The sequence below is a fragment of the Pseudomonas sp. 4CAES_32.4 genome (assembly GCF_058136335.1).
Genome location: NZ_CM176882.1, coordinates 5,093,476 through 5,117,740, shown reverse-complemented (window position 1 = coordinate 5,117,740; position 24,265 = coordinate 5,093,476). Strand labels below are relative to the sequence as shown.

The 24,265-nt window shown below is 58.2% G+C and carries 24 protein-coding genes, 1 tRNA gene and 1 pseudogene; 14 read left to right on the top strand and 12 right to left on the bottom strand.

The window, feature by feature from the left end; all coding sequences use genetic code 11:
* Positions 1–22: 22 nt before the first annotated feature.
* Positions 23–775 (top strand): annotated as a pseudogene (locus AC3Y64_RS22955) (transporter substrate-binding domain-containing protein); the annotation flags it as partial.
* Positions 776–913: 138 nt separating this feature from the next.
* On the opposite strand, the gene AC3Y64_RS22950 reads toward AC3Y64_RS22955, so the two are convergent.
* From AC3Y64_RS22950 to norR, 5 genes are all read right to left on the bottom strand, one after another.
* Positions 914–1,663, bottom strand: coding sequence for a YkgJ family cysteine cluster protein (locus AC3Y64_RS22950; RefSeq protein ID WP_489985355.1), 750 nt, complete (start codon positions 1,661–1,663; stop codon positions 914–916).
* A gap of 83 nt (positions 1,664–1,746) precedes the next feature.
* Positions 1,747–2,073 carry a hypothetical protein gene (locus tag AC3Y64_RS22945; RefSeq protein WP_122590001.1) on the bottom strand — a complete coding sequence of 109 codons (327 nt, stop codon included), beginning with the start codon at positions 2,071–2,073 and terminating at the stop codon, positions 1,747–1,749.
* A 147-nt stretch (positions 2,074–2,220) separates the two neighbouring features.
* Positions 2,221–2,679 carry a GNAT family N-acetyltransferase gene (locus AC3Y64_RS22940; protein WP_489985354.1) on the bottom strand — a complete coding sequence of 153 codons (459 nt, stop codon included), beginning with the start codon at positions 2,677–2,679 and terminating at the stop codon, positions 2,221–2,223.
* Positions 2,680–2,706: 27 nt separating this feature from the next.
* The gene (locus AC3Y64_RS22935) at positions 2,707–3,609 is read right to left on the bottom strand and encodes a chemotaxis protein CheV (protein ID WP_158958280.1); all 903 of its coding nucleotides are present in this window, start codon (positions 3,607–3,609) and stop codon (positions 2,707–2,709) included.
* Positions 3,610–3,733: 124 nt separating this feature from the next.
* Positions 3,734–5,290: a nitric oxide reductase transcriptional regulator NorR gene (norR, locus tag AC3Y64_RS22930; protein ID WP_489985353.1), complete on the bottom strand. Its 1,557-nt coding sequence runs from the start codon at positions 5,288–5,290 to the stop codon at positions 3,734–3,736.
* A gap of 164 nt (positions 5,291–5,454) precedes the next feature.
* On the opposite strand from norR, the gene hmpA reads away from it, so the two are divergent.
* The 8 genes from hmpA (at position 5,455) to AC3Y64_RS22890 (ending at position 13,737) form a co-directional block, all read left to right on the top strand.
* Entirely contained in the window at positions 5,455–6,636 is a 1,182-nt protein-coding gene (hmpA, locus tag AC3Y64_RS22925) for an NO-inducible flavohemoprotein (RefSeq protein WP_489985352.1), read from the top strand.
* Between the two features lie 230 nt (positions 6,637–6,866).
* Positions 6,867–7,376 (top strand): disulfide bond formation protein B, encoded by a 510-nt coding sequence (locus AC3Y64_RS22920; protein WP_489985351.1) that lies wholly within the window; start codon positions 6,867–6,869, stop codon positions 7,374–7,376.
* An 841-nt stretch (positions 7,377–8,217) separates the two neighbouring features.
* Positions 8,218–9,159, top strand: a complete 942-nt coding sequence (cyoA, locus tag AC3Y64_RS22915) for a ubiquinol oxidase subunit II (protein ID WP_489985350.1) — start codon at positions 8,218–8,220, stop codon at positions 9,157–9,159.
* A 3-nt stretch (positions 9,160–9,162) separates the two neighbouring features.
* Positions 9,163–11,193, top strand: a complete 2,031-nt coding sequence (gene cyoB, locus AC3Y64_RS22910) for a cytochrome o ubiquinol oxidase subunit I (RefSeq protein ID WP_489985349.1) — start codon at positions 9,163–9,165, stop codon at positions 11,191–11,193.
* A 3-nt stretch (positions 11,194–11,196) separates the two neighbouring features.
* Positions 11,197–11,820 (top strand): cytochrome o ubiquinol oxidase subunit III, encoded by a 624-nt coding sequence (cyoC, locus tag AC3Y64_RS22905; protein WP_129395410.1) that lies wholly within the window; start codon positions 11,197–11,199, stop codon positions 11,818–11,820.
* Positions 11,820–12,158 (top strand): cytochrome o ubiquinol oxidase subunit IV, encoded by a 339-nt coding sequence (cyoD, locus tag AC3Y64_RS22900; RefSeq protein ID WP_053123586.1) that lies wholly within the window; start codon positions 11,820–11,822, stop codon positions 12,156–12,158. The genes cyoC and cyoD overlap by 1 nt, the downstream gene beginning before the upstream one ends.
* A 10-nt stretch (positions 12,159–12,168) precedes the next feature.
* Positions 12,169–13,056, top strand: a complete 888-nt coding sequence (cyoE, locus tag AC3Y64_RS22895; RefSeq protein WP_053123579.1) for a heme o synthase — start codon at positions 12,169–12,171, stop codon at positions 13,054–13,056.
* Between the two features lie 189 nt (positions 13,057–13,245).
* The gene (locus AC3Y64_RS22890) at positions 13,246–13,737 is read left to right on the top strand and encodes a RidA family protein (RefSeq protein WP_489985348.1); all 492 of its coding nucleotides are present in this window, start codon (positions 13,246–13,248) and stop codon (positions 13,735–13,737) included.
* Positions 13,738–13,809: 72 nt separating this feature from the next.
* Here AC3Y64_RS22890 and AC3Y64_RS22885 read toward each other — a convergent pair whose 3' ends face one another.
* Complete coding sequence (locus AC3Y64_RS22885; protein WP_489985347.1) at positions 13,810–14,511, bottom strand: hypothetical protein; 702 nt, start codon at positions 14,509–14,511, stop codon at positions 13,810–13,812.
* 164 nt (positions 14,512–14,675) lie between these two features.
* Positions 14,676–15,581 carry a LysR family transcriptional regulator gene (locus AC3Y64_RS22880; RefSeq protein ID WP_489985346.1) on the bottom strand — a complete coding sequence of 302 codons (906 nt, stop codon included), beginning with the start codon at positions 15,579–15,581 and terminating at the stop codon, positions 14,676–14,678.
* A 102-nt stretch (positions 15,582–15,683) separates the two neighbouring features.
* Here AC3Y64_RS22880 and AC3Y64_RS22875 point away from each other — a divergent pair, with 102 nt between their 5' ends.
* Positions 15,684–16,856, top strand: a complete 1,173-nt coding sequence (locus AC3Y64_RS22875) for an aspartate aminotransferase family protein (RefSeq protein ID WP_489985345.1) — start codon at positions 15,684–15,686, stop codon at positions 16,854–16,856.
* Positions 16,857–16,974: 118 nt separating this feature from the next.
* On the opposite strand, the gene AC3Y64_RS22870 is transcribed toward AC3Y64_RS22875, so the two are convergent.
* The 3 genes from AC3Y64_RS22870 to AC3Y64_RS22860 form a co-directional block, all read right to left on the bottom strand.
* Positions 16,975–18,894, bottom strand: a complete 1,920-nt coding sequence (locus AC3Y64_RS22870) for an alkaline phosphatase D family protein (RefSeq protein ID WP_489985344.1) — start codon at positions 18,892–18,894, stop codon at positions 16,975–16,977.
* 71 nt (positions 18,895–18,965) lie between these two features.
* Positions 18,966–19,694 (bottom strand): hypothetical protein, encoded by a 729-nt coding sequence (locus tag AC3Y64_RS22865; protein ID WP_489985343.1) that lies wholly within the window; start codon positions 19,692–19,694, stop codon positions 18,966–18,968.
* Positions 19,695–19,792: 98 nt separating this feature from the next.
* Positions 19,793–20,158, bottom strand: coding sequence for a hypothetical protein (locus AC3Y64_RS22860; protein WP_158958306.1), 366 nt, complete (start codon positions 20,156–20,158; stop codon positions 19,793–19,795).
* 118 nt (positions 20,159–20,276) lie between these two features.
* On the opposite strand from AC3Y64_RS22860, the gene AC3Y64_RS22855 reads away from it, so the two are divergent.
* Positions 20,277–21,032: a hypothetical protein gene (locus AC3Y64_RS22855; protein WP_489985342.1), complete on the top strand. Its 756-nt coding sequence runs from the start codon at positions 20,277–20,279 to the stop codon at positions 21,030–21,032.
* Positions 21,033–21,045: 13 nt separating this feature from the next.
* Here the strand turns inward: AC3Y64_RS22855 and AC3Y64_RS22850 are convergent, their stop codons facing one another.
* Together AC3Y64_RS22850 and AC3Y64_RS22845 are read right to left on the bottom strand one after the other, a co-directional pair.
* Positions 21,046–21,375, bottom strand: coding sequence for a hypothetical protein (locus AC3Y64_RS22850; RefSeq protein ID WP_489985341.1), 330 nt, complete (start codon positions 21,373–21,375; stop codon positions 21,046–21,048).
* Positions 21,376–21,466: 91 nt separating this feature from the next.
* Positions 21,467–21,551, bottom strand: a tRNA-Leu gene (locus tag AC3Y64_RS22845).
* Positions 21,552–21,658: 107 nt separating this feature from the next.
* Here AC3Y64_RS22845 and queA point away from each other — a divergent pair.
* Genes queA through yajC form a run of 3 tightly spaced genes read left to right on the top strand, consistent with a single transcriptional unit; the run spans position 21,659 to position 24,235 of the window.
* On the top strand, positions 21,659–22,723 hold the full coding sequence (gene queA / locus AC3Y64_RS22840) for a tRNA preQ1(34) S-adenosylmethionine ribosyltransferase-isomerase QueA (RefSeq protein ID WP_489985340.1): 1,065 nt from the start codon (positions 21,659–21,661) through the stop codon (positions 22,721–22,723).
* A 14-nt stretch (positions 22,724–22,737) separates the two neighbouring features.
* Entirely contained in the window at positions 22,738–23,853 is a 1,116-nt protein-coding gene (tgt, locus tag AC3Y64_RS22835; RefSeq protein ID WP_163004910.1) for a tRNA guanosine(34) transglycosylase Tgt, read from the top strand.
* Positions 23,854–23,896: 43 nt separating this feature from the next.
* Positions 23,897–24,235: a preprotein translocase subunit YajC gene (gene yajC, locus AC3Y64_RS22830; RefSeq protein WP_007916913.1), complete on the top strand. Its 339-nt coding sequence runs from the start codon at positions 23,897–23,899 to the stop codon at positions 24,233–24,235.
* The last annotated feature ends 30 nt before the right edge of the window (positions 24,236–24,265 follow it).

Sequence of the window (24,265 nt, the reverse complement as noted above, 5' to 3'; positions counted from 1 at the left end):
CGCTTTGATGAAGGTCGCTTCCATGTCTCTGGCAAAAATCCTGTCTGCCTTGTCGTTGCTGGCCCTGACCACCGGTTGTGTGTCGTCAGCGGTTGAGCCGACGCTGCGGTTTGGCGTCGAACCTCTCGTCCCTCCATTTGAAAGTCGCAACGATAAAGGTGAACTGATCGGTCTCAACATCGAGCTGGGCAATGCGCTGTGCGCTGAGCTGCAAACACGTTGTGTGTGGGTCGATCAGGATTACGCGACGAATGTCGAGGCGCTTGAGGCCCAGCGGTTCGACGTGATCATGCCGATGACGGCCACTCCGGCACGCCGCGAACGCATCGATTTCACCGACAATCTCTACCCGCTAAGCAGCCGGTTGGTGACGCGCAAAGGGGCCAATCTGCTGCCCGATGCTCAGTCGCTCAAAGGCAAACGCGTCGGCGTATTGGCCGGCACCAGTCGCGAGGCATTCGCCACGGCGCGCTGGGCTGAAGCGGGTGTGACGATTCGCAGCTTCCAGTTCAACGATCAACTGATTGCTGCCCTGCAAAGCGGTGAAATCGATGCGACCCTGCAGGATTCCATCGAAATCACTTATGCCTTGTTGGGCCAGCCTCAAGGTGAGCCGTTCGGTTTTGCAGGCCCGGCGCTCAAGGACCCGATGCTGGGCACGGGCGTGGCCATGGCGCTGCGCAAAACCGACAGCAAGCTGCGCGATGAGCTCAATGCGGCCCTGGAGCGTTTGAAGCGGAGTGGCGAGTATCAGGCGATCACCGAGCGCTACCTGAGAAGGTAGGACCTGAAAGTCTGGCGGTAGCCGCCGTTCGGGATTGGGGCTGCCAGTGCTGCTCCCACAGTTGACTTACGATCCCTGTGGGAGCGAGCCTGCTCGCGAAAGAACCTTCAGCCGCCGCGAGACCTTGGATCAGGCCGCCCGCAGCGAGATAAACGCATACGTCTGCGCCGGCTCGGTCACCACCCGCGCCCCGGCTGCCGACACTTGCCCGGCAACGTCATCGCCGGACAAGTGAAACAGCCATTCACTCGGCGCAGTCGCCAGTGGTTGTGCGGTCACCTGATCAATCACCGAAGCAAAAGCACTCATGTTCGGCAAATACGCCGTGAACCCGTCACCCTTGAGCGCCGTGGTTCTAATCCCGAGCATTGCGCAAATCGCATCCTTGATGCCGATGTCATCTCGATCCGCCTGTCGCGAGCGTTGAATCAAGTCGACCAGTTCCTGATCCACCAACTCGCCTCCGACGATCAGCGCCGGGCCTTGTTCCCAGGATTCCGGCGGGCAGTCCTTGGCCGCAGGATTGAGCGGGATATGCGGGTTGATTTCTGCCGGATAGATCCTGCACACCAGCGGCCGGCGCTCATAGATTCGGCACAGCTTGTCTTCGTCAAGATTCCGGCAAGGTCCGACGTTATAAGCCGCGAAGGTGATCGCCACGTGGGCGTCGGTCTCGCCGCTGCGCACCACCACCGAACGCCGTTCGGCATGTTCCCGCTGCTGCGCCGGCAAACCCAGACCATTGCCGAGAAAGGCTTCGACCAGCACGATCACCTGACCGCCATCCGTCGCCCACATACGGGCTTCGGCCAGGGTCAGAGGGACATGGTGGTCGGTGCAGCATTTGCCGCAGCCTACGCAGGAAAACGTCGTATTCATTGAGCGATCTGTCTTCAATCAAGGTGTGAAACGGCGGCGGAAAACCACCGCACAGACCCGGGTTGAAGCAAATTATGCGCCACTCACTTCGCTTTGGCGGTCGGACGGATCGAGTCCCACTCGGTGACGAAGGCAGTTTTCGATTGTTTGTTGTATAGGCACAACTCGCTGCCTTGCTGGCCTTTCATGTGTTTTTGCGGGTATTGGCCTTGCAGCAGAACGGCGGTGTAGCCCACGCGATCATCGAATTGCGCGGGTGTGCCGACCGGTTTGGCGTTTTTCAGGCCACTGGCTTTGGTGCAGCTGGCGAGTACGGTTTTGTCGTAGGCGGCCCAGGCGTCGGGGCTGGACGCTTGGGCCTGGGAGGCGAGGGCGGTGAGGCAGAGCAGGCTGAGGGTGATGGCTTTCATGGTAGGGGCATCCTTGGTTTGGGGGCCAAGGTTGGAGTCAGTTCGGGAGGAAAAGTTGTCAGGGATGCCGCCATCGCTAGCAGGGCTAGCTCCCAAAGGGGTATGCATTTCAGTTGTGGGAGCGGGCCTGCTAGCGAATGCAGTGGATCAGCCCGGCACCAATTCCCGGCGGACCACATACATCCCGGCACTTTCATACAGTCGCTGCGCCCGCAGGTTGGCTTCCAGTACCTTTAAATCGACAAATCCTTCGCGCCTTTGTTGAAACACCTTGAACGCATTCAGCAACAACGCCCGGCCCAGTCCTTGGCCTTGAATGCGCGGGTGCACCACCAGATTTTTGATATACGCACTCGTCCAGCACTGCGCGACGCCGACAACACCCGTGGCGTCGCAGGCAATAAAACACAGGGTCGGGTCGTATTCCGGATCGCGCTCAAAGCGCTGTTGCCATTCATCCAGTGGCGGCACGCGACCGCCGCCTTCGCGGTAACCGAGTTGCATCAACTGATGTACAGAGGGCGCCAGTTCTGCGCGGTAAACGGAAATTTCGACACCTGACGGCCATTGCACATCCGGCACGACTTCTGCCAGGTCGCGCCGCATCAAAAAACAATACGTCTCGGCCAAGACTCAGTGCCCGTGCGCGGCGACGTGCTTGGCCGCTTCGATCAAACGCTGGGTCAGTTCCGGCGAAGAAAATTTGGTCAACACCGCATTCGCCCCGGCCAGCCGCGCTTTCTCGCTGTTCATCGCGCTGTCGAGCGAGGTGTGCAGCAGCACGTAGAGGTGGGCGAAGTCCGGGGTCTCGCGCAGGGTGCGGGTGAAGGCGTAGCCGTCCATTTCGGACATTTCAATGTCGGAGACAATCAGATTGATCTGCTGGGCGGTGCCCTGCAGGTCGAGCAGGCAGTCGATGGCTTCCTTGGCGCTGCGTGCGGTGTGGCATTGCAGGCCAAGATTGCGCAGGGTGTGCACCGATTGTTGCAGCGCCACCTGACTGTCATCGACCACCAGAATACGCGCGTTGCCGAGTACTTCGGCGTCTTCCATGGTCAGGTCGGTCGGGGCCATTTCGATCTGCGCCGGGGCGATGCTGTGGATAACCTTTTCGATATCCAGCACCTGCACCAGCGTGCCGTCCACTGAGGTCACGCCGGTGATGTAAGCGCGCGAACCGCCCGAGCCAAACGGCGGTGGCTTGATGTCGGTGGTCAGGCAGTGGACGATTTTGCTCACAGCCTGAACGTGCAGACCCTGTTTGGAGCGGCTGACGTCGGTGACGATCAGGCAGCCGCCGTTCGGGTCCTCCAGCGGGCGCTCGCCGATGGCGCGGCTGAGGTCGATGACCGACAGCGAGGCGCCGCGCAATGTGGCGATGCCTTTGACGTGCGGGTGCGACTCCGGCAGCTTGGTCAGCGGCGGGCACGGAATGATTTCACTGACTTTCAGCAGGTTGATCGCCATCAACTTGCCGCTGCGCAAGGTAAACAGCAGAAGCGAAAGTGAATCTGCGCGGGCTTTGGTGGAAGACATATAAACCTTCTGTGGAAAAAGGTGAGCGGCGATCCCGGAGATCGCCAGCAGGTATTGATGCCGGGTTATCGACGTCTTGCGGGCAGGCTTTAGGGATTCTGGCGCCAATCCGACGGTGGGCGGATTATTTCATCCCCAACCGCTTGGCCATCCGCCCAAGGTTCGCCCGATCCAGCCCCAACTCGCGCGCCGCACTGGCCCAGTTATCCTGATTACGCTCCAGCGCCGCACTGATCAAGCGCCGTTGATATTCCTCGGTCGCGCTGCGCAAATCACCCGTAATCAGCGGGGCAACAGCGACCGCGGCGGCCATTGGTTCCGCCGGGTTATCCACAACCTCGCGCGGCAAATCCAGATCCGCCGCACTCAAGCTGAGAATCTTCGGCCGCACCTTGCAGTTGCCCAGCGCCTTCAATGCGCTGCGCCCGATCAAGTGTTCCAGTTCGCGTACATTGCCCGGCCACGTGTAGGCCAGCAGCGCTTCCTGAGCGTCGCTGTTCAGACGCAGGCTGTTAAGGCCCATGCGCGAGCGGTTCTGTTCGAGGAAGAAACCGCTGAGCAGCAACACGTCGCGTCCGCGATCACGTAGCGCCGGCACCCGCAGCGGGTAGACGCTGAGGCGATGGTAGAAGTCGGCGCGATAACGACCGCTGCGCACTTCTTCAGCCAGGTCGCGATTGGTCGCGGCGATCAAGCGCACGTCGACCTGATGCTCCTTGTCCGAGCCCAGACGCTGCAACTGCCCGCTCTGCAAAACCCGCAGCAACTTGGCCTGTACCGTCAGCGACAGCTCGCCGACTTCGTCGAGAAACAGCGTGCCGCCATTGGCCAGTTCGAACTTGCCGCGACGATCACTGGTGGCGCCGGTGAACGCGCCGCGCACGTGACCGAACAGTTCGCTTTCCACCAAGGTATCCGGCAGGGCGGCGCAGTTGAGGCTGATGATCGGTTGGTCGGCGCGCGGTGACGCGGCGTGGATCGCTTGCGCCACCAGCTCTTTGCCGACCCCGGTTTCACCGGTGATCAACACGGTCAGATCACTGCCACCGACCAGGTTTATTTCTTCCACCAAGCGTTTGAGTGCTTTGCTCTGGCCGATCATTTCGCGGTTCTGCTGACCGCTAGCCTGACGGTAAACCTCCGCGCGTTGATGCTCGTCTTCGGCGCGAGTGGCCAGCCGTTCGATGCGTTCGGCGGCGTTGACGGTGGCCGAGGCGAGGCTGGCAAAGGCTTGCAGCGCGTCGAGTTCGATCGGTTCGAATCGCTCGGGATCGAGTGCATCAAGGGTGATCAGGCCCCAGAGCTTTTCATCGACAAACAAAGGACAGCCCAGACAGTCGTGAACTTCAAGATGATCATCGAGACCATCGACCAGACCGTCATAAGGATCGGGTAAATCACTGTCAGCGGCGAAGCGGGTTGGCCCGGCGCCGGCCAGGAGGATTTCGAAGCGCGGGTGTTCGCTGACTCTGAAACGACGACCTAAGGTGTCTGTGCTCAGGCCATCCACCGCTAGCGGCACCAGCGATTCACCGTCGAGCCGCAACAACGCGGCGGCATCGCAGGGCAACAGCGCGCGCATGGCTTCGAGCAGGCGTCGGTAACGCTCACCCTCAGGCAGTTCGCGGGAGAGGTCGGAAACCAGAGGCAGCAGGGCGGTGAGCAGTGATTTGGCGGTCATGGTCTTGTAGTCAAAGGGACACGATGTAGTCGAGATGACTATAAGTCTATTTGGGTCATTATGACTACTGTGTCTTCAAGTTATTGATTTGTATGAATAAAAAACTTGGCACGAAACCTGATAACCCTAAGGTAACTTTTCAAGAAAGCTCAGGAGTTGCTCTTATGCTTAGCGTCCAGGATCGTGCCATCGTCAAATCCACCGTGCCTCTGCTGGAAAGCGGCGGTGAAGCGCTGATCACGCACTTCTACCGCATGATGCTCTCTGAATACCCTGAGGTGCGCCCACTGTTCAACCAGGCCCACCAGGCGAGCGGCGACCAGCCTCGAGCCTTGGCCAACGGTGTACTGATGTACGCCCGCCACATCGATCAACTCGATCAGTTGGGCGATCTGGTAGCGAAAATCATCAACAAGCACGTGGCCCTGCAGATTCTGCCGGAGCACTACCCGATTGTCGGTGCGTGCCTGCTGCGTGCGATCTCGGAAGTACTCGGTGAGGAAATCGCCACGCCGGAAGTGATGAGCGCCTGGGGCGCAGCGTACGGTCAACTGGCTGACATACTGATCGGTGCCGAGGGCGCGATCTACGACCAGAAAGAGCAAGCGGTCGGCGGCTGGCGCGGGGCGCGTGAATTCATCGTCGCGGCCAAGGTCGAGGAGAGCGCGGAAATCATCTCCTTCTACTTCGAACCTGCCGACAAAGGCCCGATTCTGGCAGCTGAGCCGGGTCAGTACATCGGCATGAAGCTGATCCTCGATGGCGAAGAAATCCGTCGCAACTACTCGCTGTCGGCGCTGGCCAATAAAGGTCAGTACCGCATCAGCGTTAAACGCGAGCCGGGTGGTCGTGCATCGAACCATTTGCACGATCAACTGCATGTCGGCGCGAGCATTCAGCTGTTTCCACCGTCGGGCGAGTTTACTTTGACGGCCAGCGACAAACCGCTGGTGTTGATCAGCGGCGGCGTCGGCATCACCCCGACGTTGGCGATGCTGGAAGCGGCGCTGGAAACCGAGCGTCCGGTGCACTTCATCCACTGCGCGCGCAATGGCAGCGTCCATGCGTTCCGCGATTGGATCGATGGCCTGGCGGCGCGTCATCCGCAACTCAAGCGTTTCTATTGCTACGCCGAAGACGATGGCGTCAGTCCGGCGGCGGACAAGGTGGGCCTGTTGAGCGTGGAGCAATTGGGCGAATGGCTGCCTGAGCAGCGTGATGTCGATGCTTACTTCCTTGGGCCGAAGGGGTTCATGGGCGCGATCAAGCGTCATTTGAAAGTCTTGGGTGTGCCAGAGAAGCAAAGCCGTTACGAGTTCTTTGGGCCGGCCTCGGCTTTGGAATGATCTGAAACCGAGTTGCTCCCATCGCTAGCAGGGCTAGCTCCCACCCTTGGAATGCATTTCAAAGTGTCGGAGCTAGCCCTGCTAGCGATGGGGCGACTCGGGTCTCCTGTGGAAAACATCCCTACAACTTAATGGTTCCTTAACCGCTTTATCGTTTATTGCCCCGGTGTAGACTTGCGACAACTTTCAGCCGCACGCCGGCTGAACCATGGACAAACAAGGGAAAGGCGATGAGCGAGGAAACGATTCGGTTGGGCCGTGAGCGGCGCTTTCTGGTGCTGTTGGGGATCATCTGTCTGGCGCTGATCGGTGGCGCGCTGTACATGCAAATCGTACTGGGTGAGGCGCCGTGCCCTCTGTGTATTCTGCAGCGCTATGCGTTGCTGCTGATTGCGCTGTTCGCGTTCATTGGCGCAGCCATGCGCACCCGCCGCAGCATTACCGTATTCGAAGTGCTGGTGGTGATTAGCGCGATTGCCGGGGCGGCGGTTGCCGGTCATCACGTGTACACGCAGTTCTACCCGGCGGTGAGCTGCGGCATCGATGTGTTGCAGCCGATTGTCGATGATTTGCCACTGGCGAAGATCTTCCCGCTGGGCTTCCAGGTCGATGGATTCTGCTCGACGCCGTACCCGCCGATCCTCGGTCTGTCGCTGGCGCAATGGGCGCTGGTGGCGTTCGTGCTGGTGGTGATTCTGGTGCCGCTGCTGACCTCGCGTAACCGAAAAGCCCTGCGCTGAGTCAACTATTCGGCTGAGTGGCCGATACAGAAAGCGCCCCGATTTGCGGATCAGCAAATCGGGGCGTTTTGCATTTTCACAGCGTTTGTGAAAACACCGTGACGAACGGCAATGGAGGGTGCGGCAAGTGTGCGACATGTTGTCACACGCGCCGTGTCGCAGGTCTCTTCAATGACGCGAATCGGTGCGTTGTTACAAAAAAAGATTGGTCTGTTTCGGGGTTTTTCGGCTTTAGCACGGGAGTGCCAGAGCAGGCAGTTTTAACAAGCGTCGGCATATGGCCAAAAGCCTTGGGTTATCGGGCTTTGCGCTATTCCGGGGCTCGGAAAAGGCCTTCAGAGCTGTCTGAACTGAGGCGGGTACACCTACAATTTTTGGTGTTTTTGTTGAGAATCGATTTCGATAACATGCGGAACTTTTGCAAAAATGGTGATGGATTGTTGCTCGAACGGATAAAAATTATTTCGGGATAAGACATGGTGTATAGGGCGCTACCTATCTACAATCGCCCGCACTGAATTCCCGGCACTGTTCAGCCTTTATTAAGGAACACATTAATAAGGCGCTGCGCAGAAAGTCGGGTGTCGAGTGAGTCGTGAGGCTTCCAAGACACCCAGGTGTCGGTGCCTTCCAACTTTCCGCACCAAATGGAATTGGTCTGTAACAAGGCCTTTGACCACGAATTCGAATAAGAACTGACCGCTGTCCCAGGATTTGTCGAGCGTCTGACGCGCGACGGGCGGCCCTTATTCAATCCAAAGAAAATGCCAACCCTTGGCAGGGTGAAGTGTTGGCGATCAAAACCCAACTGCATTGCGCAAGCTGCTTTAGAGGTCGTGAGATGAGTAAAAACAGGTACCCCAGATTACTAGGCCTAGTGCCGCTGCTCGGCACGTTGTTGCTGGGAGGCTGCAACATGACCTTGCTCAATCCAACGGGCCAGGTTGGCCTGGAACAGCGAAACCTGATCATCACCGCGACCCTGCTGATGCTGTTGGTCGTCGTGCCGGTTATCGTCATGACCTTCCTGTTCGCCTGGAAGTACCGCGCGTCGAACAAGAACGCCGTCTACACCCCGAAATGGTCGCACTCGACCAAAATCGAAGTGGCAGTCTGGACCATTCCGGTCCTGATCATCATTGCCCTGGGTTACATCACCTACATTTCGACCCACGAACTGGACCCGTATCGTCCGATTCAATCCGACGTCAAGCCGGTGACCATCGAAGTGGTCGCGCTGGACTGGAAGTGGTTGTTCATCTACCCGGAACAAGGCATTGCCACGGTCAACAAGATCGTGTTCCCGGCGCACACGCCAATCAACTTCAAGATCACCTCTGACGCTGTGATGAACTCGTTCTTCATCCCGGGTCTGGGCGGCCAGATCTACGCGATGGCGGGCATGCAGACCAAGCTGCACCTGATCGCTGACCGTAACGCTGAAATGGACGGTATCTCCGCCAACTACAGCGGCGCGGGTTTCACCGGCATGAAGTTCAAAGCTATCTCAACGACTCAGGAAGATTTCGACGCCTGGGTAAGTGAAGTCAAGAAGTCACCTAAACAGCTTGATCAAGCTGAATACGCAGCCCTTGCCAAGCCAAGCCAGAACAACCCAGTCGAGCTCTACTCCTCGGTCACGCCGAACCAGTTCCAGATCATCGTCGACAAGTACGAAGGTATGAAGCCGGGCAAGCCACTGAAGCACGAGAAGAAAGAGAAAGAAGTGGCGGCCACGGAAATGGACTCGAGTTCGCATTCAGCTGCCGGGGCAGAGGAGTAAACGATGTTTGGTAAATTAAGTTGGGAAGCAGTCCCATTCCACGAACCGATCGTGATGATTACCATCGCCATGATCGCGCTCGGTGGTCTGGCGCTGTTCGCTGCAATCACCTACTTCAAGAAGTGGACGTACTTGTGGACCGAGTGGTTGACCTCGGTAGACCACAAGAAAATCGGCGTGATGTACATCATCGTTGCCATGGTCATGCTGCTGCGCGGTTTTGCCGACGCGATCATGATGCGTACCCAGTTGGCCATGGCCACCGAGGGTTCGCCTGGCTACCTGCCACCTGAACACTATGACCAGATCTTCACCGCTCACGGTGTGATCATGATCATCTTCATGGCGATGCCATTCTTCACCGGCCTGATGAACCTCGCAGTGCCGCTGCAGATCGGCGCGCGTGACGTTGCGTTCCCGTTCCTGAACTCCCTGAGCTTCTGGCTGCTGGTTTCCGGCGTTGTGCTGATCAACCTGTCCCTGGGCGTCGGCGAATTCGCCAAGACCGGTTGGGTTGCCTATCCACCACTGTCGGGTCTGCAATACAGCCCTGGCGTGGGTATGGACTACTACATCTGGGCGCTACAGTTATCCGGGTTAGGTACGACGTTAACCGGGGTTAACTTCCTCGCGACCGTACTGAAAATGCGTACCCCTGGCATGAAACTGATGGACATGCCGATCTTCACCTGGACCTGCACCTGGGCAAACGTTCTGATCGTGGCTTCGTTCCCGATCCTGACCGCTACCCTGGCATTGCTGACCCTTGACCGTTACATGGATTTCCACATTTTCACCAATGAACTTGGTGGCAATCCAATGATGTACGTCAACCTGTTCTGGGCGTGGGGCCACCCTGAGGTTTACATCCTGATCCTGCCGGCATTCGGCATCTTCTCGGAAGTGATCTCGGCGTTCACCGGCAAGAAACTGTTCGGCCACCACTCGATGATCTACGCCTCGGGCGCGATCTCGGTACTGGGCTTCATGGTTTGGCTGCACCACTTCTTCACCATGGGTTCGGGTGCAAGCGTCAACGCCTTCTTCGGTCTGGCGACGATGCTGATTTCCATCCCGACGGGTGTGAAGCTATTCAACTGGCTGTTCACCATCTACCAGGGCCGTCTGCGCTTCACCAGCCAGGTTCTGTGGACTCTGGGCTTCATGGTGACCTTCGCCATCGGCGGCATGACCGGCGTATTGCTGGCCATCCCGGGTGCTGACTTCGTTCTGCACAACAGCCTGTTCGTGATCGCGCACTTCCACAACGTGATCATCGGCGGTGCGGTATTCGGTTACATCGCTGGTTTCGCGTTCTACTTCCCGAAAGCGTTCGGCTTCAAGCTGCACGAAGGCTGGGGTAAAGCAGCGTTCTGGTTCTGGATCTCCGGCTTCTTCGTCGCGTTCATGCCGCTCTATGCACTGGGCTTCATGGGCATGACCCGTCGTCTGAACGCCACCACCAACCCTGAGTGGGTACCGTACCTGTACGTTGCCATGTTCGGTGCGGTGATGATCGCTGTCGGTATCGCCTGCCAACTGATCCAGCTGTACGTCAGTGTGCGTGACCGCAACAAGCCAGAGAACGTTTGCGATCACGGTGACCCGTGGAATGCACACACCCTGGAATGGTCGACCTCGTCGCCACCACCGTTCTACAACTTTGCCGTGCTGCCTAAGGCTGACTGCATCGACCCGTTCACTGAAGCCAAGGAAAACGGTACTGCGTACCAGCAACCGGCCAAGTACGAGCCGATCCACATGCCGAACAACACCGCCACTGGCGTGGTGATGGGCGCGCTGTTGACCGTCTTCGGTTTCGCCATGATCTGGCACATCTGGTGGCTGGCCATCGCGAGCCTGGTAGGCACTGTTGTCTACTTCGTGATCCACGCTGCACGTGACGACCAGGGCTATATGGTTCCGGTTGAAACGATCGAGCGTATCGAAGCCGAGCAGCACAAGCGTCTGGTCGCGGCAGGGAAAATCCCGGCCAATGCCACCCGTGTTGAAACCTCGTTGGAACAGGCTTAAACCATGTCGAATTTAGTGACCAATGCTGGACACGCCCATGGTGAACATGGGCACGATGACCATCACCACGATTCGGGCGAGATGACCGTATACGGTTTCTGGCTCTACCTGATGACCGACTGCATTTTGTTTGCGTCGATCTTCGCGGTATACGCGGTACTGGTAAACAACGTCGCCGGTGGCCCTGCGGGCCACGACATCTTCGAACTGCCATACGTGCTGGGCGAAACCGCTCTGCTGTTGTTCAGTTCGATCACCTACGGCTTCGCCATGCTGGCGTTGTACAAAGGTAAGAAGCAGCAGGTTCTGGGTTGGTTGTTCATGACCTTCCTGCTGGGCGCAGGCTTCATCGCGATGGAGATCAACGAGTTCCACCTGCTGATCTCCGAGGGCTTCGGTCCTAGCCGTTCGGGCTTCCTGTCGGCGTTCTTCACCCTGGTCGGTACCCACGGTCTGCACGTATCCGCGGGTCTGATCTGGATGGGCATCATGATGTACCAGGTCAACAAGCACGGCCTGACGGCGACCAACAAGACCCGTCTGAGCTGCCTGAGCCTGTTCTGGCACTTCCTGGACGTGGTGTGGATCTGCGTATTCACCGTTGTTTACCTGATGGGGACCCTGTAATGGCTAACGCACACTCCCATGACAGCCACGACGACGCCGGCCACGGCAGCGTCAAGTCCTACGCGATCGGCTTCATCCTGTCGGTGATCCTGACTGCAATCCCGTTTGCACTGGTGATGTACCCGTCGTTGCCAAAGTCGATCACGCTGATGATCGTTCTGGCCTTCGCCGTGATCCAGGTGGTTGTCCACCTGGTGTACTTCCTGCACCTGGATCGTTCGGCTGCGCAACGTAACAATGTGATCGCCTTCGTGTTCGCCGCGATTGTGATCGTGCTGCTGGTTGGTCTGTCGTTGTGGATCATGTTCAGCATCCACACGTACATGATGGCGAAGTGAGGTAGACCCGATGTCGCTTAAGCACTTTATCCAAATCACCAAACCGGGGATCATTTTCGGTAACGTGCTTTCTGTGGCAGGCGGGTTCTTCCTGGCCTCGAAAGGGCATGTCGATCTGGCGGTGTTTCTGGCAGCCATGATCGGCACGTCCCTGGTCGTCGCCTCCGGTTGCGTGTTCAACAATTGCATCGACCGCGACATCGACCTGAAGATGGAACGCACCAAAAACCGCGTGCTGGTCCAGGGCTTGATCTCCCTGAAACTGGCCCTGGTCTACGCGACCATCCTTGGTGTTCTCGGCGTTGCCTTGTTGTACAAGGTGGCCAACCCGTTGGCTGCCCTGTTCGCCGTAATCGGCTTCGTTATCTACGTCGGCTTCTACAGCCTGTACCTCAAGCGCAAGTCGGTTCACGGCACGCTGGTGGGCAGTCTGTCGGGCGCCATGCCGCCAGTGATCGGTTACGTTGCCGTAACCAATAGCTTCGACATGGCTGCGCTGACGTTGCTGGTGATGTTCAGCCTGTGGCAGATGCCGCATTCCTACGCCATCGCGATCTTCCGCTTCAACGATTACCTGGCCGCATCGATTCCGGTGTTGCCAGTGAAGCGCGGGATTCAAGTGGCCAAGAAGCACATCCTGCTCTACATCCTGGCGTTCCTCGTAGCGACCTTGATGCTGACCTTTAGCGGCTACGCCGGCATGAGCTACCTCGCCGTCGCCGCAGCCATGGGCATGTACTGGTTGTACATGGCCTGGACCGGCTACAAAGCAGTGGATGACACCGTCTGGGCACGCAAGCTGTTCGTGTTCTCGATCTTCACCATCACTGCGTTGAGCGTCATGATGTCCCTGGACTTCAAGGTGCCGGCAGAGCTGTTGCTGACGTACGCGCCGTAAGGCTGAAAGGCTTCAAGAAAAACCCCGCACATTGAGAGATGTGCGGGGTTTTTTGTTTCTGTCATCCCTGGTTGCGGATGCTGGGTAAAAGACCTAGATTTGGATCCATGTCGGTTATAGCCCCAGCCTTCGGGGGTGCTCAACTGGTCATCTACGTTTCTTCATGCACTGATCAAAAGGCTGGGCGAAATGACTGAGAGGATGAGCTGCGACGAGCGTTTTATTGCCCTGGCCCAAGAGCTGAACTATGACATTTACGGTGAGAACACTGCCGGCGGCAATTACGCGCCGCTGATCCGTCATCACGATGAGTTGTATATCAGCGGCATGGTGCCGCGCACCCACGGCAAGATTCAGTATCCGGGCCGTGTCGGGCTGGAGTTGACGCTCAAGGATGCGCAAGCTGCTGCGAGTATCAGCGCGATGCGTTGCCTGGCGCTGATCGTTGATGCGGTTGGTTCGCTGGACAAGATCAAGGCGCTGTTGCGGGTGACCGTGTACGTGAAGTCGACGCCTGATTTTGTCGATCTGAGTGAAGTGGCCAATGGTGCTTCGGACGTGTTCAGCCATGTGCTTGGCGATGCTGGCCGACACACCCGCACCACCATTGGTGTGTATCAGTTGCCGAAGAACGCGGCGATCGAGGTCGACATGATCGCCGCTTTGCATTCAGGCGCGTAATCACCGAACGCCAGAAAACAAAAAGCCCCGCCTGAATCTCAGTGCGGGGCTTTTTCGTTTGACGCTGCGCTCTTACTGCGCGGCGATGCTGTAGCCATCGAACGCGGTCTGCTTTTGCAGGGCGGTGATGATGTTCTTGCGGTTCACCGCCTGCTCAGTGCCGTCGTTATCAACGAAGACTTCGCTTTCCAGTTCCGCTTCTTCGCCTTCACCGACGAAGGTGAAACCGAGGAACTCCAGCGCTTCACGGTCGACGTTCAGACGCGAACGCGGAGTACGCAGTGGCAGGGTCACGCTGGTGCCGTCCTTGCTGATGGTGAAGATTTCGACTTCTTTCTTCTTCGCCGCTTTGCTCTTGCCACCGCTCGGATTGCTGATCGCCTGATGGGTCTGGTTCAGCACTTTGAGGGCTAGGCCATAGACGATTTCCTGGAACGCCGGATCGTCCTTGAAGCTCGACAGGATACGGCCTATCGAGAACTTGCTGCTGAGGTCTTCCAAGGCTGCAAGGTCGGCAGCTTCGGCGTCTTTCAGCGCCTTGAGTTCGCCCATCAGCTCGTAGGCCTTGTCATCATCGAAGCTGTCGTGAGCCTGACGGATCGCGGCGCGCAGCTCGCGGATCTGGTCGCTTTCACGGGTCGACTGGAACGCATCCAGGACCATTTCGCTGATGATTTTGGCTTGTGGAAGGTGTTGTGAAAGATTGATGGAGTTTTCGTATTCCGCTTTGGACGATTCGGTGACTACGGATTCAGCGGTGTTGAAATCGGACATTGAAATTTCACTACTTTTTAACTTGAGTTGAGATGAGCAAGCCCGAGGGCTTTTTCAGGCCGACTAATTTAGGGGAGCGCGGCGGCGTTGTCACGGAGCAACGGTCTGCCGGTCGAGTTTTTTCCCGACGTTCGCTATTTCAGGCGCGGGCATTTCAAGCGGCATCAAGATCTGCCCCACGTCTGCATCGCAAATTCGACAAACCGGCGCAGCTTCGGCAAGCGATAGCGATCCGGTGCGTACAACAAGTGCAGAGGACGGCTGGGCGGTTGGAAGTCGGGGATGACGGTCACCAGTTTGCCGTCGCGCAGATCCTGTTCCACCAGTGCATCGGGCAACATGACGATGCCCATGCCGGTGCGCGCGGCCTGATGCAGGCCAGCAGACGTATTCATCAGCATCGGTCCGCTGACGTCGACGAGTATTTCCCCGTTGGGGCCGCTGAGGCGCCAGCGTTTTTCCACGGATTGCCAATCGTCGCCGGAGGGGTAGGCGAATGACAGGCAGTCGTGCAGTCGCAGGTCTTCCGGGGTTTGCGGCATGCCGCGACGGGCGACGTATTCCGGGGAGGCGCATACGGTCAGGGTGTAGTCGATCAAGGGACGGGCGATCAGGTTTGACTCTTCGAAGTGACCCAACCGAAACGCCACATCCAGACCACTTTCCAGCAGGTCCGGGCGGCTGTTGGTCAGCACCACATCCATTTTGACCTGAGGGTATTGCAGGGAGAACTCGCTGAGCGCCGGTGCCAGGCGTTCTACGCCAAATGTTAGCGGCGCGGTAATACGCAGCAGACCGCGTGGCTCATCGAGGGCCTGTTCGGCAAGGCGTTCGGAGTCGGCCACCAGTCCCAAGACATCCAGACAACGCTGGTAATAAACGCTGCCGAATTCGGTGAGCCGCTGACGCCGGGTGGTGCGTTGCAGTAATTGCACACCGAGACGCTGCTCCAGCGCGCGCAGGTGATTGCCGACCATGGTCGTCGACATGTCGCACTGCAGCGCGGCCGCGGTCATGCTTCCGCCTTCGACGACTTTGACGTAGACGCTCATCGACTGGAACAGGTCCATTATCAAGCTCTGCTTTTAAATGAATGAAGTTTTCCCGAGTTTATCCAGTTTAGGTGGCTAACCATACTGCCAGTACACCGACCTTCACTGGAGTTTGAAGTCATGACCGCCGCCCTGATGAACACCTACCAACCGCTGGCCCTGAGTTTCACCAAAGGCCTCGGCACCCGCCTGTGGGATCAGGCCGGTCGCGAGTACCTGGATGCGGTGGCCGGTGTGGCGGTGACCAACGTCGGCCACTCGCACCCGCGGATTGTTTCAGCGATCAGCGAGCAGGCGGGATTGCTGCTGCACACCTCGAATCTGTACAGCATCGACTGGCAGCAACAGTTGGCCAAACGGCTGACCGAGCTGTCGGGAATGGCGCGAGCGTTCTTCAATAACTCTGGCGCCGAGGCCAATGAAACCGCGCTCAAACTCGCGCGTTTGTACGGCTGGCGCAAGGGTATCGAACAGCCGCTGGTGGTGGTCATGGCCAACGCCTTCCATGGCCGCACGCTTGGCACTTTGTCGGCCAGCGATGGCCCGGCGGTGCGGCTGGGTTTCAACGAGTTACCGGGAGACTTCGCCAAAGTGCCGTTCGGCGATCTCGCGGCGCTCGAGCGGGTGCAGCAAAAGCACGGCGAGCGCATCGTGGCCATTCTGGTCGAGCCGATTCAGGGCGAAAGTGGCGTGCAACTGGCGCCGCCCGGTTATCTGAAAGCCCTGCGCGAACTGTGCAATCGTCATGCATGGCTGCTGATGCTCGATGAAATTCAGACCGGTATCGGTCGCACCGGGCGTTGGTTTGCATTCCAGCATGAAGGCATCGTTCCGGACGTGATGACGCTGGCAAAAGGGCTGGGCAATGGCGTGCCGATCGGCGCTTGCCTGGCGCGGGGTAGGGCGGCAGATCTGTTTACGCCCGGGAGCCATGGCAGCACCTTCGGCGGCAATCCGCTGGCCTGCCGGGTGGCTTGCACAGTGCTGGACATCATCGAAGAACAGGGGCTGCTGGAAAATGCCCGGATTCAAGGGGAACGTCTGTTGACCCGGCTGCGGGCAGAGCTGGCGGACAATCCCAATGTGTTGGCGATTCGTGGGCAGGGCTTGATGATCGGCATCGAGTTGAAACAACCGGTGCGTGACCTGACGCTGATCGCCGCGCGGGATCATGGGCTGTTGATCAACGTCACCCGTGGCAAGACGATACGGCTGCTGCCACCGTTGACGATTGATGAGCGGGAGGTGGAGATGATTGTCAGAGGAATTGGACGGATTGTTTCCGCCAGTTAATGGATATCCGATAACCCTGTGGGAGCGAGCTTGCTCGCGAAGGCGTCGTCACAGTCGACATTAATGCTGAATGCTAGACCGCAATCGTGAGCAAGCTCGCTCCCACAACGGACAGCCTCTAGTCCGGATAATCCGCCAGATCCGGCGCCAGCATCCGCGTCTTCGCCTTGCCATTCGAATTGTGCTGAATGATCTCGCGTGGCTGCCCCTGCTCATTGAAAAACACCTGACCGATCCCAGCCGAATTCCATAACCGTTCACCTGCCTCAGCATGTTCAGGTGTGTACGGCACGATGCGCATGCGGCGGCGTTTGGTAAACCAGTTCAGCGGTGAGCGTGGTGAATAGAGCCAGCGGTTGAGGCGGTCGAACCATTCCAGCAGGGTTTTCGGAAACTCATTCTTGATGCCGCTGCTGGTGATCTGCCAGATTCTCGGGCCGGCCTTGCGGTGTCGGATAAGCACTTCGTAGACGAAGGAATAATGCACATCGCCGGACAGCACTACGTAGTTACCCGGTGTCCGCGAGTGTCGGAAAATGTTCAGGATCACTTGAGCGGCGCCACGATGGGCCATCCAGTTTTCCGCGTCGACCAGCAGTGGGTGGCCGCACCAACTGAACACTTTTTGCACGGTTTCAATCAGCTTCACGCCGAAGATCGGTGCCGGGGAAACGATGATGGCCGAGGGGTGATCAAGCAGCTCCTGTTGCAACTCGCTCAAAGCCTCCCAATCCAACAGCCCCGAAGGTTGCTTGAGCGCCATTTCGCTGCGCCAGCGCCGGGTGCGAGTGTCGATGACCACCAGTGCCGGGCTCGTCGGCAGCACGAAATGCCACTGCTGAAAGCGCAGCAGATCATCGATCAGATCATCCTGCACCGGACTGTCGAGATACTGGTCATTGCCACTGGCGCTCAGCGCGAGGGTTTTCTCCATCACAGCTTTGAAGGCGTCGGGATTGTTGCCCCAACCCTGACACAACATATAGGCAATCAGCGCATTGCCGATGATGCGTTTGGAAAACGGATGACCGTAGGCCGTTTCCTCCCACTGCGCAGACAGGTTCCAGTCATCGGTGATGTCGTGATCATCGAAAATCATCAGGCTCGGCAGATGCGCCAGCGCTCTGGCGACGTTGCCCTGGCCAGCCTTGAAGGCGTCGATGCGCGTCTGTTCGAGCGTGTAGCGCTTGAGGCGCTCAGGCGTCAGTTCGGGAGCTTGCGGGTCGATCAGCGACCAAGCCGTCGGAGACCACACCAGCAGGTACATCGCCATCACCTCGGCGAAGGTCACCAAGTGATTGTCAGCGCTGCTGCTGGTGAAAATCGGCTTACGCGCACCGCCGAAAAATCGCTCGCGCAATGTCTCGTTGCTCTCCAGCGCCGGTAACAAATCCGCACGATGGTAATAACTGGCCGGGTGTTCGTAGAGCTTGGCGCTGTCGCTGACCACCGCGCCTTCGAGGTGTTCGTCGAACAGGCCGAGGCGTTCGATCAACGCGTGAATGGCGCGCAGCATCGGACCGGCCACATCGTCGGCGTAGACCTGATCACCACTCATCATCAACAGGGCGGGGCGTTGTTGTGGATCGGTTTCGGTCGCCAGCAGTTTATCGACGCACAACAAACCGTCCGTTGCCGGGTGATGGGGCTTGCGGCAAGAGCCGTGCAGCAGTTGATCGATCCGTGAGCGCAGGACGAAATTCGGACTTGTCGAATTGCCGTACAGCAGGTGCGGCGCCCAGTTGGCGATACCCTCTGCATTGTCGATCAGCAGGTCATAGTCGATCTGCGTGTCGCAGGGCAGGGCGCTGTCGAGAGATACATCGATGAGATGAACAAACGCCTGGCGGCCTACGGGAATCACCGTGCATTTCCCGGCGTCGAGAGGAATGTCTCCTGCACCTTGCAGGCGCAGGGTCAGTGACAAACGGCGCGTGCCGACCAGCCAGAACACCAGCCGAGTCGGTTCCAGCCGTCGCAGCAGCGGGCCGGCCAAAACAGCTGGCAGCGGGGTCAGGTCATCAAGGGTTGCGGACATCCGGGGACAAGCTCAAGGCGCACAGGCCGGCGATGATAGCGCAGCCGGCGCCTTGAACCCTTAAGCGAGGCTTAAGAGTCGGTTTTCTGCAGTTTCAGACTCAGCAGCGTCCATTCGGACGACGCTTTTTCTTGTACCGAGCAATTGAAACGGTAGCTGACATCGTCGCCATTCATGTTCCGTGCGGTCAGGATGTTGCTGAAGGTGTAAACCTGATCCTTGAAGCGCTGAGTGGTGAGCGACTTGCTGTCGGCAAATTGTGCCGAAGCCGGGAAGCGCAGGGTGCTGGTGACAAACGGGCTGCACATAACATAAGCGAGCATCGACTTGTCGCTGTCGGCATCGTGTCCGAGTTTATTGCTCAGCGCGGTCAAGGCCTTGCGACCCTGCTCATCGCTTTGCTCGAGCACGGATTTTTCCGACATCGACTTCGGCGCCCGGCTGGCGTAGTTCGGCAGCAGCGCGGAGTCGGCCGGAGAGGGCGTGTTGTCCGGTTCGATTGCCGCGAAGGCGGGCGCGTTTTCGAGGGCAACGGTCGTCGACGCTGATTCGGATTCCGGCAACAACGAAGTGGGCTCGACGGGTTGTGTTACCGCGCTTTCTGTCTGTGCCACTTCGGGCGTGTGCGCCGACGGAAACAACGAGAACGTGATCGACAGCACCACTAAACCCACGATGAGGCCGCCTGCTACGCCAACGATATTGCCGTAGAAAATATTCCAGCTACCGCGGTTCTTAACGACCCAGCGCCACATGAAACCCCAGGTGGCGACAAAGGCCAATAAACGCAGAAAATCCATTCGATCCTTTCCTTAAACTTCTAAATCTGAAACCAACGCACGTCCGAAGTGAACGCCAATGCTGCGCAGCACGATAACAAAACAGGCGCGCCGTCCAATCAAGTGTGGGGAAAATAATTCACCGCCAGAAACGTGAGCGTCGTCATGCCGGCAGCAAAGCCACACACCGCGCCCAACAGTTGCCGTGCCACCGGATGTTCGGGTTGGCGGCGATTGGCAACCCACATCCATACACCCGCCAGAACGCCGGCGCTGGTCATGAAAACCACAAGACTGCGATCCAGATTCTGCGTCGCCATCGACGTACCAATCAGTCCGCCATAAATAAGCGTGAAAACAATGCCGGTCACCACGCTACTTCCTGCACCGGCGAGGTTGGCAACCCACAAATTCCACTCACCCCGTTGCTTCACTACCCAAAACCAGGTTCCGGCCATTACCAGCAAGCACAACACAGCATCCATTGATTTATTCCCGAGCGCCCGATAACGGAGGCGGTTGATACGCCTCCAGCGATGTGGACGGCAAGATAGCAAAATAGTAGCTTCGCGCCACTTTCTTCAACTGCGTAACGGACTACACATGCCTACGGTTTCTTCTGTCTCGCGCCTGCTCAGCGCTTTCCTGCTTGCCATCGTAATGACCCCGGCGCTCGCCGGTTGGGATGAAACCCCGGAGGTCGCCTGGAAAGGCTACCTCGCCGATTGTCAGAGTTTTCAGGAGGTAGTGAACAGGGTTCAAAGCGGGGTCATGACGAGCAGGCAAGCGATGAACCGCGTCGACAGCTTGAATCACACGCTGTACGTCCACCGCGATCACCTCGTCCCGGCAAGCCTTGCCTCTCCCGAATATACCCGTTGCGAAACCATCATTGCCCAAGCGTTCGAGATCCGGAACAAGGAAGAGCCGGTCCTGGTCGCAGAGCTTCAAGAGCAATACTACAAAGCTCAGGCCGAGCACCAGAAATCCCCGGAATACAAGCGCGCACGGGCTTTGGGATTTAAAGACGTCGGCGGAATCGGCAAGCTCAAAGAACTCGCCGAGGAATCGGAGACGGATGGCGAAGCGTATCTGAAGACGTTGATGCTTACGGTCGACTGGAAGTGCGGCCGACATTTCCGCGCGGTGCAATACGTCAAACCCTATGTGGTCTACGTCGTCGGCCCCAATTCGGGCAGCTGCGCCGTCTATAAGGAAGTCGCGGTGCTGGGTGGACCAATGGTAGAGCGGGGCGACCCCATCGACGAAGATTTGATATTCCAGTACGTGGGATGGAAGACGCTGAAGGGAGCGGGTGGGTTTCCGATCAAGATTCGAGTGGTGAAAGTGCGCAAGTGATCGCCCCGTTCGATCACAGAATGTCCTTCAAGTAACCCTTGAGCGCGAGGAGCGGCTGACCGAGCTGCTCCAGCGATTGCGCCTGGCAGAAGTCGGCTGACAACTTGTGCAACTCGCGTCCCAGCGGTTTCTCGACACCGCCCAAGGCAGTCATCGCCAAGCCCAGGCATTCATTCATCTTGAACTGAATAGCCTCCACATCGCCACGGCGCACCAACAACTCGAAAATGTCTTTCTGATAATCACCCATGACCATGTCGTCCCGCAGAATCGGGCTCAAGCCTTCTTCCTCGTAAGCGAGCTTGAGGGAGAAAAGGGCGACTGTTTCCAGTGACGTTTCCATGGATGACCTTTATGGGATCTCGCCGGGCGGCCGTCGGCACTTTCCGGCAGGCGAAAAAAAAGGCCTTGCTAAGCAAGACCTTTCTTAATTTTGGTGCCCCGAGGGAGACTCGAACTCCCACTCCTTTCGAAAACGGATTTTGAATCCGCCGCGTCTACCAATTCCGCCATCAGGGCTCAATGGCGGCGAAGTATAGAGATGAGATTACCGTCGGTCAATCAGGTACATAGAGAATTTTCAATATTTCCGCTAGACTTTCCGGCCCTGCTAGACGAACCCCATCATGCGCGTTGCTGACTTTACTTTCGAGCTCCCTGATTCGCTGATCGCCCGCCACCCTTTGGCCGAGCGTCGCGGTAGTCGCCTGCTGACCCTTGATGGGCCGAGCGGCGCCCTCGCACACCGTCAATTCACTGATTTGCTCGAGCACTTGCGCCCGGGCGATTTGATGGTGTTCAACAATACCCGGGTGATTCCGGCGCGGCTGTTCGGGCAGAAAGCGTCCGGCGGCAAGCTGGAAATCCTCGTTGAGCGGGTGCTCGATACGCACCGCGTGCTGGCCCATGTGCGTTCCAGCAAATCGCCGAAGCCGGGTTCGAAGATATTTATCGACGGCGGTGGCGAGGCAGAAATGCTTGCGCGTCACGATGCGTTGTTCGAACTGGGCTTCGCTGAAGAAGTGCTGCCGCTGCTCGATCGCGTCGGGCACATGCCGTTGCCTCCTTATATAGACCGCCCGGACGAAGGCTCGGATCGCGAGCGTTATCAGACCGTGTACGCCGAGCGCTTGGGCGCGGTGGCGGCGCCGACCGCAGGGCTGCATTTTGATCAGTCGCTGATGGAAGCGATTGCCGCCAAGGGCGTCGAGACCGCATTCGTCACGCTGCACGTTGGCGCGGGGACGTTCCAGCCAGTGCGCGTCGAGAAGCTTGAAGATCACCACATGCATACCGAATGGCTGGAAGTCGGCCAGGACGTGGTCGATGCGGTCGCGGCATGCCGTGCGCGCGGCGGTCGAGTGATCGCGGTCGGCACCACCAGCGTGCGTTCGCTGGAAAGTGCGGCGCGCGATGGCGTGCTCAAGCCGTTCAGTGGCGACACCGATATCTTTATCTTCCCGGGCCGGCCGTTCCATGTGGTCGACGCCTTGGTGACCAATTTCCATTTGCCGGAATCCACGCTGCTGATGCTGGTTTCCGCGTTCGCCGGTTATCCCGAAACCATGGCCGCCTACAAGGCTGCCGTCGACAACGGTTACCGCTTTTTCAGCTACGGTGATGCGATGTTCATCACCCGCAATCCCGCACCGACTGCCCCTAAAGAAACAGGCCCAGAGGAAACAGAATGAGTCGCGAATGTCGAATGTCCTTTGAGCTCCTTGCCACCGATGGCAAGGCTCGTCGTGGTCGCCTGACCTTCCCCCGTGGCACCGTCGAGACCCCGGCGTTCATGCCGGTGGGCACTTACGGCACGGTCAAGGGCATGTTGCCGCGTGACATCGTCGCCACTGGCGCGGAAATCATTCTGGGCAACACCTTCCACCTGTGGCTGCGTCCCGGCACTCAGGTGATCAAGGAGCACGGCGACCTGCACGATTTCATGCAGTGGAAAGGCCCGATCCTCACCGATTCCGGTGGCTTCCAGGTGTTCAGCCTCGGCGCGATGCGCAAGATCAAGGAGGAGGGCGTGACCTTCGCCTCCCCGGTCGACGGCGCCAAAGTGTTCATGGGGCCGGAAGAATCGATGCAGGTTCAACGCGATCTCGGTTCCGACATCGTGATGATCTTCGACGAATGCACGCCGTACCCGGCTGACGAAGATGTCGCGCGCGTTTCGATGGAGTTGTCGCTGCGCTGGGCCCAGCGTTCGAAAAATGCCCACGGTGAAAACACCGCAGCGTTGTTCGGTATCGTTCAGGGCGGCATGCACCAGAATCTGCGCATGCGCTCGCTCGAAGGCCTCGACAAGATCGGCTTCGATGGCCTGGCCATTGGCGGTCTGTCGGTGGGCGAACCGAAGCACGAAATGATCAAAGTGCTGGATTATCTGCCGGGCATGATGCCGGCTGACAAACCTCGTTACCTTATGGGCGTTGGCAAACCGGAAGATCTGGTTGAGGGTGTGCGCCGCGGTGTGGACATGTTCGATTGCGTGATGCCAACCCGTAATGCCCGCAATGGGCATCTGTTCATTGATACAGGCGTGCTGAAGATCCGTAACGCGTTCCATCGCCATGATGAATCGCCGCTGGATCCGACCTGCGATTGCTATACCTGCCAGAACTTCTCGCGCGCTTATCTGCATCACCTGGACAAGTGCGGCGAAATGCTCGGCAGCATGCTCAATACCATCCATAACTTGCGCCATTATCAGGTGCTGATGGCTGGTTTGCGCGAGGCTATTCAACAGGGTACATTGGCCGCCTTTGTCGATGCCTTCTACGCCAAACGCGGGCTCCCCGTTCCGCCTTTGGACTGAGTTTTCTGACCCCAAGATTCAACATTTGCAACTGGAGTGCTAAATGAGCTTTTTTATCTCTAACGCCATGGCTGACGCGGCTGCACCGGCTGCTGCCGGCCCAATGGGCGGCGGCTTCGAGTGGATTTTCCTGGTCGGCTTCCTGGTCATCTTCTACCTGATGATCTGGCGTCCACAGGCCAAGCGCGCCAAAGAGCAGAAGAACCTGCTGAGCAGCCTGCAGAAGGGCGACGAAGTTGTGACCACTGGCGGCATCGCCGGCAAGATCACCAAAGTGGCCGATGACTTCGTGGTTCTGGAAGTTTCCGACACCGTGGAAATGAAGTTCCAGAAAGGCGCCATCGCTGCCACGCTGCCAAAAGGCACGCTGAAAGCGATCTAAGAGCAACAACTTCTACTCAATCGACGGGGC

Excerpts from the sequence above, each read along its gene's own strand:
- AC3Y64_RS22945 (WP_122590001.1), bottom strand. The coding sequence starts at position 2,073 with ATGAAAGCCATCACCCTCAGCCTGCTCTGCCTCACCGCCCTCGCCTCC.
- AC3Y64_RS22920 (WP_489985351.1), top strand. The coding sequence starts at position 6,867 with ATGAGCGAGGAAACGATTCGGTTGGGCCGTGAGCGGCGCTTTCTGGTG.
- cyoC (WP_129395410.1), top strand. The coding sequence starts at position 11,197 with ATGTCGAATTTAGTGACCAATGCTGGACACGCCCATGGTGAACATGGG.
- AC3Y64_RS22950 (WP_489985355.1), bottom strand. The coding sequence starts at position 1,663 with ATGAATACGACGTTTTCCTGCGTAGGCTGCGGCAAATGCTGCACCGAC.
- AC3Y64_RS22885 (WP_489985347.1), bottom strand. The coding sequence starts at position 14,511 with ATGTCCGATTTCAACACCGCTGAATCCGTAGTCACCGAATCGTCCAAA.
- norR (WP_489985353.1), bottom strand. The coding sequence starts at position 5,290 with ATGACCGCCAAATCACTGCTCACCGCCCTGCTGCCTCTGGTTTCCGAC.
- AC3Y64_RS22875 (WP_489985345.1), top strand. The coding sequence starts at position 15,684 with ATGACCGCCGCCCTGATGAACACCTACCAACCGCTGGCCCTGAGTTTC.
- AC3Y64_RS22870 (WP_489985344.1), bottom strand. The coding sequence starts at position 18,894 with ATGTCCGCAACCCTTGATGACCTGACCCCGCTGCCAGCTGTTTTGGCC.
- hmpA (WP_489985352.1), top strand. The coding sequence starts at position 5,455 with ATGCTTAGCGTCCAGGATCGTGCCATCGTCAAATCCACCGTGCCTCTG.
- AC3Y64_RS22855 (WP_489985342.1), top strand. The coding sequence starts at position 20,277 with ATGCCTACGGTTTCTTCTGTCTCGCGCCTGCTCAGCGCTTTCCTGCTT.
- AC3Y64_RS22890 (WP_489985348.1), top strand. The coding sequence starts at position 13,246 with ATGACTGAGAGGATGAGCTGCGACGAGCGTTTTATTGCCCTGGCCCAA.
- tgt (WP_163004910.1), top strand. The coding sequence starts at position 22,738 with ATGTCCTTTGAGCTCCTTGCCACCGATGGCAAGGCTCGTCGTGGTCGC.
- cyoA (WP_489985350.1), top strand. The coding sequence starts at position 8,218 with ATGAGTAAAAACAGGTACCCCAGATTACTAGGCCTAGTGCCGCTGCTC.
- cyoD (WP_053123586.1), top strand. The coding sequence starts at position 11,820 with ATGGCTAACGCACACTCCCATGACAGCCACGACGACGCCGGCCACGGC.
- AC3Y64_RS22935 (WP_158958280.1), bottom strand. The coding sequence starts at position 3,609 with ATGTCTTCCACCAAAGCCCGCGCAGATTCACTTTCGCTTCTGCTGTTT.
- yajC (WP_007916913.1), top strand. The coding sequence starts at position 23,897 with ATGAGCTTTTTTATCTCTAACGCCATGGCTGACGCGGCTGCACCGGCT.
- queA (WP_489985340.1), top strand. The coding sequence starts at position 21,659 with ATGCGCGTTGCTGACTTTACTTTCGAGCTCCCTGATTCGCTGATCGCC.
- cyoB (WP_489985349.1), top strand. The coding sequence starts at position 9,163 with ATGTTTGGTAAATTAAGTTGGGAAGCAGTCCCATTCCACGAACCGATC.
- cyoE (WP_053123579.1), top strand. The coding sequence starts at position 12,169 with ATGTCGCTTAAGCACTTTATCCAAATCACCAAACCGGGGATCATTTTC.
- AC3Y64_RS22880 (WP_489985346.1), bottom strand. The coding sequence starts at position 15,581 with ATGGACCTGTTCCAGTCGATGAGCGTCTACGTCAAAGTCGTCGAAGGC.
- AC3Y64_RS22940 (WP_489985354.1), bottom strand. The coding sequence starts at position 2,679 with ATGCGGCGCGACCTGGCAGAAGTCGTGCCGGATGTGCAATGGCCGTCA.
- AC3Y64_RS22860 (WP_158958306.1), bottom strand. The coding sequence starts at position 20,158 with ATGGATGCTGTGTTGTGCTTGCTGGTAATGGCCGGAACCTGGTTTTGG.
- AC3Y64_RS22850 (WP_489985341.1), bottom strand. The coding sequence starts at position 21,375 with ATGGAAACGTCACTGGAAACAGTCGCCCTTTTCTCCCTCAAGCTCGCT.
- AC3Y64_RS22865 (WP_489985343.1), bottom strand. The coding sequence starts at position 19,694 with ATGGATTTTCTGCGTTTATTGGCCTTTGTCGCCACCTGGGGTTTCATG.